Source organism: Mesorhizobium sp. M7A.F.Ca.US.011.01.1.1, assembly GCF_003998295.1.
In the GTDB taxonomy this organism is placed as follows: domain Bacteria; phylum Pseudomonadota; class Alphaproteobacteria; order Rhizobiales; family Rhizobiaceae; genus Mesorhizobium.
On the sequence record NZ_RZRT01000034.1, the window covers coordinates 59,072 to 66,779 of the forward strand.

At 63.5% G+C, this 7,708-nt stretch carries 10 protein-coding genes and 1 pseudogene; 8 read left to right on the plus strand and 3 right to left on the minus strand.

What is annotated here, in order from left to right; translation table 11 throughout:
- The first annotated feature begins 30 nt into the window (after nucleotides 1-30).
- From EOA13_RS25305 to rpsP, 7 genes and pseudogenes are all read left to right on the plus strand, one after another.
- Nucleotides 31-630, plus strand: coding sequence for a DUF1236 domain-containing protein (locus EOA13_RS25305; RefSeq protein ID WP_023811326.1), 600 nt, complete (start codon nucleotides 31-33; stop codon nucleotides 628-630).
- A 172-nt stretch (nucleotides 631-802) separates the two neighbouring features.
- On the plus strand, nucleotides 803-1,735 hold the full coding sequence (locus EOA13_RS25310) for a CPBP family intramembrane glutamic endopeptidase (RefSeq protein ID WP_127296358.1): 933 nt from the start codon (nucleotides 803-805) through the stop codon (nucleotides 1,733-1,735).
- 92 nt (nucleotides 1,736-1,827) lie between these two features.
- A pseudogene (locus EOA13_RS38885) lies at nucleotides 1,828-2,114 on the plus strand (type II toxin-antitoxin system RelE/ParE family toxin).
- 2 nt (nucleotides 2,115-2,116) lie between these two features.
- Entirely contained in the window at nucleotides 2,117-2,404 is a 288-nt protein-coding gene (locus EOA13_RS25320) for an addiction module antidote protein (protein ID WP_127296359.1), read from the plus strand.
- Between the two features lie 344 nt (nucleotides 2,405-2,748).
- Nucleotides 2,749-4,347 (plus strand): signal recognition particle protein, encoded by a 1,599-nt coding sequence (gene ffh / locus EOA13_RS25325; protein WP_127296360.1) that lies wholly within the window; start codon nucleotides 2,749-2,751, stop codon nucleotides 4,345-4,347.
- 7 nt (nucleotides 4,348-4,354) lie between these two features.
- Complete coding sequence (locus tag EOA13_RS25330; RefSeq protein WP_023811329.1) at nucleotides 4,355-4,681, plus strand: chorismate mutase; 327 nt, start codon at nucleotides 4,355-4,357, stop codon at nucleotides 4,679-4,681.
- A 51-nt stretch (nucleotides 4,682-4,732) separates the two neighbouring features.
- Entirely contained in the window at nucleotides 4,733-5,134 is a 402-nt protein-coding gene (gene rpsP, locus EOA13_RS25335; RefSeq protein WP_023811330.1) for a 30S ribosomal protein S16, read from the plus strand.
- Between the two features lie 81 nt (nucleotides 5,135-5,215).
- Here rpsP and EOA13_RS25340 read toward each other — a convergent pair whose 3' ends face one another.
- From EOA13_RS25340 to EOA13_RS25350, 3 genes are all read right to left on the minus strand, one after another.
- Nucleotides 5,216-5,479, minus strand: coding sequence for a glycine zipper domain-containing protein (locus EOA13_RS25340; RefSeq protein ID WP_024504033.1), 264 nt, complete (start codon nucleotides 5,477-5,479; stop codon nucleotides 5,216-5,218).
- A gap of 132 nt (nucleotides 5,480-5,611) precedes the next feature.
- Nucleotides 5,612-6,022, minus strand: a complete 411-nt coding sequence (locus EOA13_RS25345) for a DoxX family protein (RefSeq protein WP_127296361.1) — start codon at nucleotides 6,020-6,022, stop codon at nucleotides 5,612-5,614.
- Between the two features lie 110 nt (nucleotides 6,023-6,132).
- Nucleotides 6,133-7,062: a bestrophin family ion channel gene (locus tag EOA13_RS25350; protein WP_245490474.1), complete on the minus strand. Its 930-nt coding sequence runs from the start codon at nucleotides 7,060-7,062 to the stop codon at nucleotides 6,133-6,135.
- Between the two features lie 157 nt (nucleotides 7,063-7,219).
- Here EOA13_RS25350 and EOA13_RS25355 point away from each other — a divergent pair, with 157 nt between their 5' ends.
- Nucleotides 7,220-7,627 (plus strand): ACT domain-containing protein, encoded by a 408-nt coding sequence (locus EOA13_RS25355; RefSeq protein ID WP_127296362.1) that lies wholly within the window; start codon nucleotides 7,220-7,222, stop codon nucleotides 7,625-7,627.
- Nucleotides 7,628-7,708 lie beyond the last annotated feature (81 nt).

Sequence of the window (7,708 nt, forward strand, 5' to 3'; positions counted from 1 at the left end):
GGCGAGGGACCATGAAAACGGAGAGAAACCATGAAATCCCTATTGTTTCCTGCGGTAGCCGGAATGCTGACCGTGATGTCGGGCGCCGCGTTTGCCGATACCGCCGTCTCAGCCGTCACCGATCTTAACGTGCGCGCCGGGCCCGGCCCGCAATATCCTGTGATCGGCGTGCTCGCCGCCGGTCAGTCGGCAACGCTCAATGGCTGCATCGAAAACAGCAAATGGTGCACCATAGCCGAGGCCGGCGGCCAGGGCTGGGTCTATTCCGACTATGTGACGGCCGATATAGGCGGCAGCCGGGTGGTGCTGACGGAACGGCGCTCCAGCGTTGCTGTCGTCTCGCCGCCGGAGGACATCGGCAACTACTCGACCGATTATACCGGCGCGATCATCGCCAGCGATCCGGTCGTGGATGACTTCCCTTCGCCCCCGGCTGAAGTCCGCACCTATGTCGACACGCATCGCCTCGATCCCATCTATCTCGAAGGCGAAGTGGTGACCGGCGCGACCCTGCCCGACACCGTCGAGCTGCGCGAGATTCCGGACTACAATTACCGCTATGTCTATGTGAACGGCCAGCGGGCGCTGATCGATCCGCAGACCCGGCGCATCATGTACGTCGTTCGCTGACGACAATCGGCACAAGCGGCCGCTGCGACAGCAGCGGCCGCCAGCAGGCGGCGCTGCCGCGCGGCACTCTCCTGCGCCGACTTTGCTCTGGCTTAGTCCTTTGCGGAAAACCATTCCGATTTTCCCGGCCATCGGTTAGTCGATAGGCGATAACTTTGGCAATGGAGCCCGCGTGACCATCGATCCGGCCGCCTTCGAGCGTTACAGGCATTCGCCGAACGCCAGGACGACCTTACCGCGCCTGTTGCTCGGAACGGGGATCGTGGTCCTTTTTTGGGCAGCAACCACCGTGGCCGTGCTGGTCGGCGGCACCTATGCCTTCATCGCCTGGCAGGCGACCCCATCATCCGGCATTCAGGGCCTCCTCGCTTCGCCCCTCGGCATCCTCACCGCGCTCGTCTCGTTTGCCGGCATCTGGATCGGCCTGTGGGTCGCGATGCGCTGGGTGCATGGCGAGAAGCTGTCGGCGCTGCTCGGCAACAGCCGACGAGTTTCATGGCCCGGCTTCCTCAAAGGGCTGATCGCGGTGCTGATCACGTCGTTCATATCCGAAATCCTGCTTTATCTGCTGCAGCCGCAGATCACGCGTGGCCCGATCAGCCTGTCATCCTGGCTGCTGTTTGCGATCCCGATCGCGGCGCTCACTTTGCTGCAGACATCCTCTGAAGAGGTGCTGTTTCGCGGCTATCTGCTGCGCGGTCTCGCCAACCGGTTCACGAGCCCGTTCATCTGGGCCCTGCTGCCGGCCCTGCTGTTCACCTCGCTGCATTGGAGCGCGAGTTCGTCACCAGCCATCAATGCTTGCGTGCTGGCGTCGATCGCCGCTTTCGCGCTGCTGCTGACGCTGGTGGTCTATGCAACCGGCAATCTCGGCGCCGCGCTGGGTGCTCATCTCGGCAACAACCTGACCGGCTTCCTACTGATTTCGCATCAGGAAAGTTACAATTCCTTCGCCCTGTTCAACGCCAGGCCGCTCGAGGGACCGGGCTGGGCAACGTCGGATGCGGTTCTCATCGCCTTCATCGGCATCGCCTGCAGCCTGCTGACCATCGTGCTGCTTTTGCATCCGCGTTCGCCGCTCAGGGTTGCCGCCGAATTTCCATAGTCGAGCCGGGATATGCGTCTGGGCTGTTGCGGACTGTGAACTATTTTTCACATATGGATTGACATATCAAGCCTGTAAACTATAGTTCACAGGTGATCGAGGTTCGCCAAACCACCGACTTTCGCGACTGGCTCAACAGCCTGAGGGACAAGCGGGCCGCCGAAAAGATCGCGATCCGCATCGCCCGCGTCCAGTCCGTCTCATTGGAGACGTGAAGTATTTCGATGGCATCGGCGAACTTCGGTTGGACGTAGGCCCCGGATACCGCCTCTATTTCGTCAAGCGCGGCAACGAAATCATTATCCTGCTTTGCGGCGGCGACAAGTCCAGCCAGGGCCGCGACATCAAGAAGGCCATTCAGATGGCCAAGGAGCTATGATCATGGCAGTCGAAACCGTTCCCTTTGATCCCGCCGAGCATCTTGGCAGCGCCGAAGGGCAGGCCGAGCTGCTGGCCGACGCCTTTGCGACCGGCGACCCTGGCTATATAGCAAACGCGCTCGGCATTGTTGCTCGTGCGCGCGGCATGACCGCTGTTGCAAAGGAAGCAGGCGTCACTCGTGAAGCTCTTTACAAAGCACTGAGGCCAGACGGTGACCCGCGCCTTTCGACGCTATTGGGTGTCACAAAGGCGCTCGGGGTGAAGATCACAGCCGAGCCGTCTAGTTAATCAGGGTTTCCAAAGACTCCTCGCGCGCAAAGTTGTTTGCCCAATTCGCATGCCGCCAACCACTGCCTTGGCTGCCGCACGCCCTGCTATCCGGCCTTGTCTTGACTCTGCGGCCGATTTCCTGTCTACACGCCCCGAATTCCGCGACGAGTATCCCTCCGAGCAAGCCGACCAGGACGCCGAAGCCTCTTTGAGGTGAAGTGCTGTAAATCGATCCTGGAGGCCAACACCCGGCAGCGCTGAGCGCCCCCGGGTGCTTTTTGGTTTTGGCTTTTGGTTGGACACTGGGCGCGAACGCATTACCTCTCGGGCATCATCCGGGTGCCAGGGAAAAAGGAAATCGAATGTTTGAATCGCTACAGGAACGTCTTGGTTCGATCCTGAACGGCCTCACCGGCCGCGGCGCGCTGTCAGAGGCGGATGTCTCGGCGGCGCTGCGCGAGGTGCGCCGGGCGCTGCTCGAAGCAGACGTGGCGCTGGAAGTGGTGCGCTCCTTCACCGACAAGGTGCGCGAGAAGGCCGTCGGCGCCGCCGTGGTCAAGTCTATCAAGCCCGGCCAGATGGTCGTCAAGATCGTCCATGACGAACTGGTCGACATGCTCGGCGCCGAAGGCGTCGCCATCGATCTCAATGCCCCGGCGCCGGTCGTCATCATGATGGTCGGCCTGCAGGGTTCCGGCAAGACGACCACTTCGGCCAAGATCGCCAAGCGTCTCACCGAGCGTCAGAACAAGAAGGTCCTGATGGCCTCGCTCGACACGCGGCGCCCCGCCGCGCAGGAGCAGCTTCGTCAGCTCGGCGAACAGGTCAAGGTCGCCACGCTGCCGATCATCGACGGCCAGTCGCCGGTCGACATCGCCCGCCGCGCCGTGCAGGCGGCCAAGCTCGGCGGCCACGACATCGTCATCCTCGACACCGCCGGCCGCACCCATATCGACGAGCCGCTGATGGTCGAGATGGCCGACATCAAGAAGGTGTCGAGCCCGCACGAAATCCTGCTGGTCGCCGATTCGCTGACCGGCCAGGACGCCGTCAACCTGGCCAAGAGCTTCGACGAGCGCGTCGGCATCACCGGTCTCGTCCTGACCCGCATGGACGGCGACGGCCGCGGTGGTGCTGCACTCTCCATGCGCGCCGTCACCGGCAAGCCGATCAAGCTGATCGGCACTGGCGAAAAGATGGACGGGCTGGAGGAATTCCACCCCAAGCGCATCGCCGACCGCATCCTCGGCATGGGCGACATTGTCTCGCTCGTCGAAAAGGCCGCCGAGAACATCGACGCCGAACAGGCGGCGGCGATGGCCAAGAAGATGCAGTCGGGCAAGTTCGACCTGAACGATCTCGCCGGCCAGCTTCAGCAGATGTCGAAGATGGGTGGCATGGGCGGCATCATGGGCATGATGCCCGGCATGGGCAAGATGAAGGACCAGATGGCCGCCGCCGGTCTCGACGACAAGATGTTCGGCCGCCAGCTCGCCATCATCTCGTCGATGACCAAGGCCGAGCGCGCCAATCCCGATTTGCTCAAGCATTCGCGCAAGAAGCGCATCGCCGCCGGTTCCGGCACCGACGCGGCCGAAATCAACAAGCTGCTCAAGATGCATCGCGGCATGGCCGACATGATGAAGGCGATGGGCGGCAAGGGCAAAGGCGGTGGCCTGATGCGCGGCATGATGGGCGGTCTCGCCAACAAGATGGGCCTCGGCGGCATGATGCCCGGCATGGGCGGCCCCGGTGGCATGATGGGCGGCGGCATGCCGGACCTGTCGAAGATGGATCCCAAGCAGCTCGAAGCCTTGCAGAAGCAGGCACAGGCAGCCGGCCTTGGCGGCGGCATGAAAGGCCTTCCCGGCGGCGGCCTACCCGGACTGCCCGGCGGCATGAGGCTCCCCGGCCTGCCCGGAATGGGCGGCGGGCTGCCCGGCCTTGGCAAGAAGAAGTGAGGACGCCATGAACGAAGAAAAGGACATGGCCGACGCCCGCGCCCTCCTGGCCGATTACCGGGCGTCGATCGACAACATCGACGCAGCCCTCATCCACATGCTGGCCGAGCGCTTCCGCTGCACCAAGGCGGTCGGCGTGCTGAAGGCGACGCATGGCCTGCCGCCGGCCGACCCGGCTCGCGAGCAGCAGCAGATCGCCCGGCTTCGCCAGCTGGCGAAGGATGCCCATCTCGACCCGGATTTCGCGGAAAAATTCCTCAACTTCGTCGTCCGCGAAGTGATCCGCCACCACGAACAGATCGCCGCTTCCAACGGCGTGATGAAAGCCGGCTGAGAAACCAGCCACCAACCGATCAACCAAATCAGCCTTTTTAGGAGAAAATAAATGCCCTTGAAGATCCGACTGGCCCGTGCGGGCTCGAAGAAGCGTCCTTACTACCACGTCGTCATTGCCGATGCCCGTTCGCCGCGTGACGGCCGGTTCATCGAGTCGATCGGCTCGTGGAACCCGCTGCTGCCCAAGGATGGCGAACGCGTCAAGGTCGACGCCGACCGCGTCAAGCATTGGCTGGCGCATGGCGCCCAGCCGACCGACCGCGTGCTGCGTTTCCTCGACGAGGCCGGCCTCGTCAAGCGCGACGCCCGTTCCAACCCGAAGAAGGCCGAGCCGGGCAAGAAGGCGCAGGAACGTGCTTCGCTCTTGAAGAAGGCGCAGGAAGACGCCGCTGCCGCGGCTGCGGCCGCCGCAGCAGCACCGGCCGAGGCGGAAGCCGCCACGGCCGAATAAGTATTGCCCTATCGCATCCAGGGAAACGGCGGGCCAAGGCCCGCCGTTTTCCTGTCCGGTTCTGTCTGTAAGAGCTGCCGATCAATAACCGCTCGGGCAGCGGTCGATGTAGACGCGGCCACGGCTATCACGGTAGCGGCATTCGCCACGCTCGCTCGCCCGGCCGATCAGCGCGCCGGCCACGGCGCCGACAGCACCACCGACGACGGCGCCTTCAACCGGATCGCCAGCGACCGCCGCACCGACGGCAGCGCCACCGAGGCCGCCTACGGCCGCGCCTTTTTCCGTTTGCGAACAAGCGGCGAGCGGCACCAGCAGCGCCATCAAAAGCATCGTTTTCTTCATCGTCGTTCCTCTCCGATAGGAGCCGCCTCCGCCGCCAGGCGAATCTCTAACTCGCAACTCGGCGATTCGATCCCTAAGACATTGCCCGGCAAAGGGTTCCAGGCTTCGAGTTGAGCGATGCTTCGATCGGATCTATCGGCTGAACGGGATCAGCGCGCGGACCCTGGCATCGCGCAGATACAGGCCACCCCACAGGATAATGCCGAGATAGACGCCGAACAGAATGTGCGAGAACAGCGGGTTGTCGACGCGGACATTCGTGGCGATGGCGCCGCCCATATAGGCGGTAAGCAGGATGGCGCCGAGCACCGAGGTGCGCGGCAGCGCATAGAGAGCGGCCGAGATCAGGCCGATGACGCCCAGCATGCGCGCGACATTGGCATCGGCCGGCCAGCCGAGCGGCACCATCGTCTGGGTGACGACATCGAGCGGCGGCAGCTTGATGACGCCGTCGAAAATCATAAACAGCACGATGACGCCGCTGAGCGCGCGGCCAGTCCATAAAGCGCCCGGCGAGACGGGCGCGGTTTCGGAAATGCTCATGGTGGTCCCTCCTGATGGTTCGAGCCCTTTCGCAGGGGTCGACCCAAGGACGTGGCATGGGGCCGCGATCCGACAGCGGGGCGGATTCTTTTAAACCCGCGCGCCTTCGCCTACGAAAAATAGAACTTTTCCGCCGGGATCATCTTGGGCGGCGTTTCGCCCAGCGCTTCGAACACCGAGATCTCGCAGACGCGGCAGAGACCGTCGAGTGCAAGGTCGTTGGCCTCGGTGCCGAACGGATCCTCGAGTTCTTCCGAAAGCGCGTCGAGGCCGAAGAAGGTGTAGGCGATCAGCGCCGTGAACAGCGGCGTCGCCCAACCGGTGGTCGAGATCAGGCCGATCGGCAGCAGCAGGCAGACGATATAGGCCGTGCGATGCACCAGCAGCGTGTAGGCGAAAGGTAACGGCGTACCGGCGATCCGCTCGCAGCCGGCCTGGATGGCCGCGATCGACGCGAGCCTCTCATCGAGGATACGAAAGCCGATCGAGTCGACGTCGCCCGCTCGGCGCTGGGCATTGGCACGCCGGCCCATGCGCCTGACCATCTCGTCCGCCGGATTGGAAAAGGCCGCCGCCTTGTCCGCCTCGGCGTCGATGAAGGCGCGGGCATCCTTCATGCTGTCGATCTTGCGCAACTGCCCGCGCAGGAAATGACAGAAGGCGAGCGCTTCCATCAGCAAGGCGCGCTGTTCCGTCTGGTCCGGGATGAGGCTGGTGGTGGCGCGTGCCAGGTTGCGCATTTCGAAGACCAGCGCGCCCCACAGCTTGCGCGCCTCCCACCAACGGTCGTAGGCGGCGTTGTTGCGGAACGAGAGATAGATCGACAATGTCACGCCGACCAGGCCGAAAGGCGTGATGTTGAAGACGCTGAAATCAAGCTGGAACCGGCGCGCCACGGCCAGGATGATCGCGGAATAAAGCGCGAAGCCCAATATCTGCGGCAGGATGCGTGGCACGACCGAACCGCGCATGATGAAGAACAGCTGCAGGAATGTGGGGCGCGGGCGAACGATCATCGAAGGCCTTTCACGGACCGGCATCGGCCCTCACCTCCTTTATTGTGCGATGCGACAGCTCCGCAAGCCCGGCCGCCAGCGACATCGCCATGTCGCCCTTGCAGGCTATCGGCGCCCGACGGGCGTGGATATTGAGGAGTTGCGGGCTGCGGCCCACCACATCAGTCGAGAGAAGAGAAAAATGACCGGCGAGACCGATCTGAAGACACTGCTGGCATCGATGACGCCGGAACTGCTGGCCGGCACCTATGTCTTCGCCACGCTGGCGCCTGGCGTCGCTCAGCCGGAAGGCCTCGAACCGGTGATGGTGTTTCGTGAGCGCGGGGGCGTGACACTGATCGTAACCGAGGAGAAGGCCATCGCTGCGGCACTGACCGCGTCATTCCGCTGCCGGATGGTCACGCTGAACATCCATTCGTCGCTGGAAGCCGTCGGCTTTCTCGCCGCCATCACCACGCGCCTCGCCGCCGGCGGCATCGGCGTCAATCCGGTTTCGGCTTTTTATCACGACCATTTGTTCGTTCCCGCCGACCGGGCGGAGGAAGCGCTGGAGCTGCTGACGGAGTTGGCCGAGGAGAACAGAGCGTAGCGCGGCCAGAGCTGCCGATCTCCCCCTTGAGCAGGGCTATCGCATATGGATTCTTGCGAAGAAGAACCCCCACCCTAACCC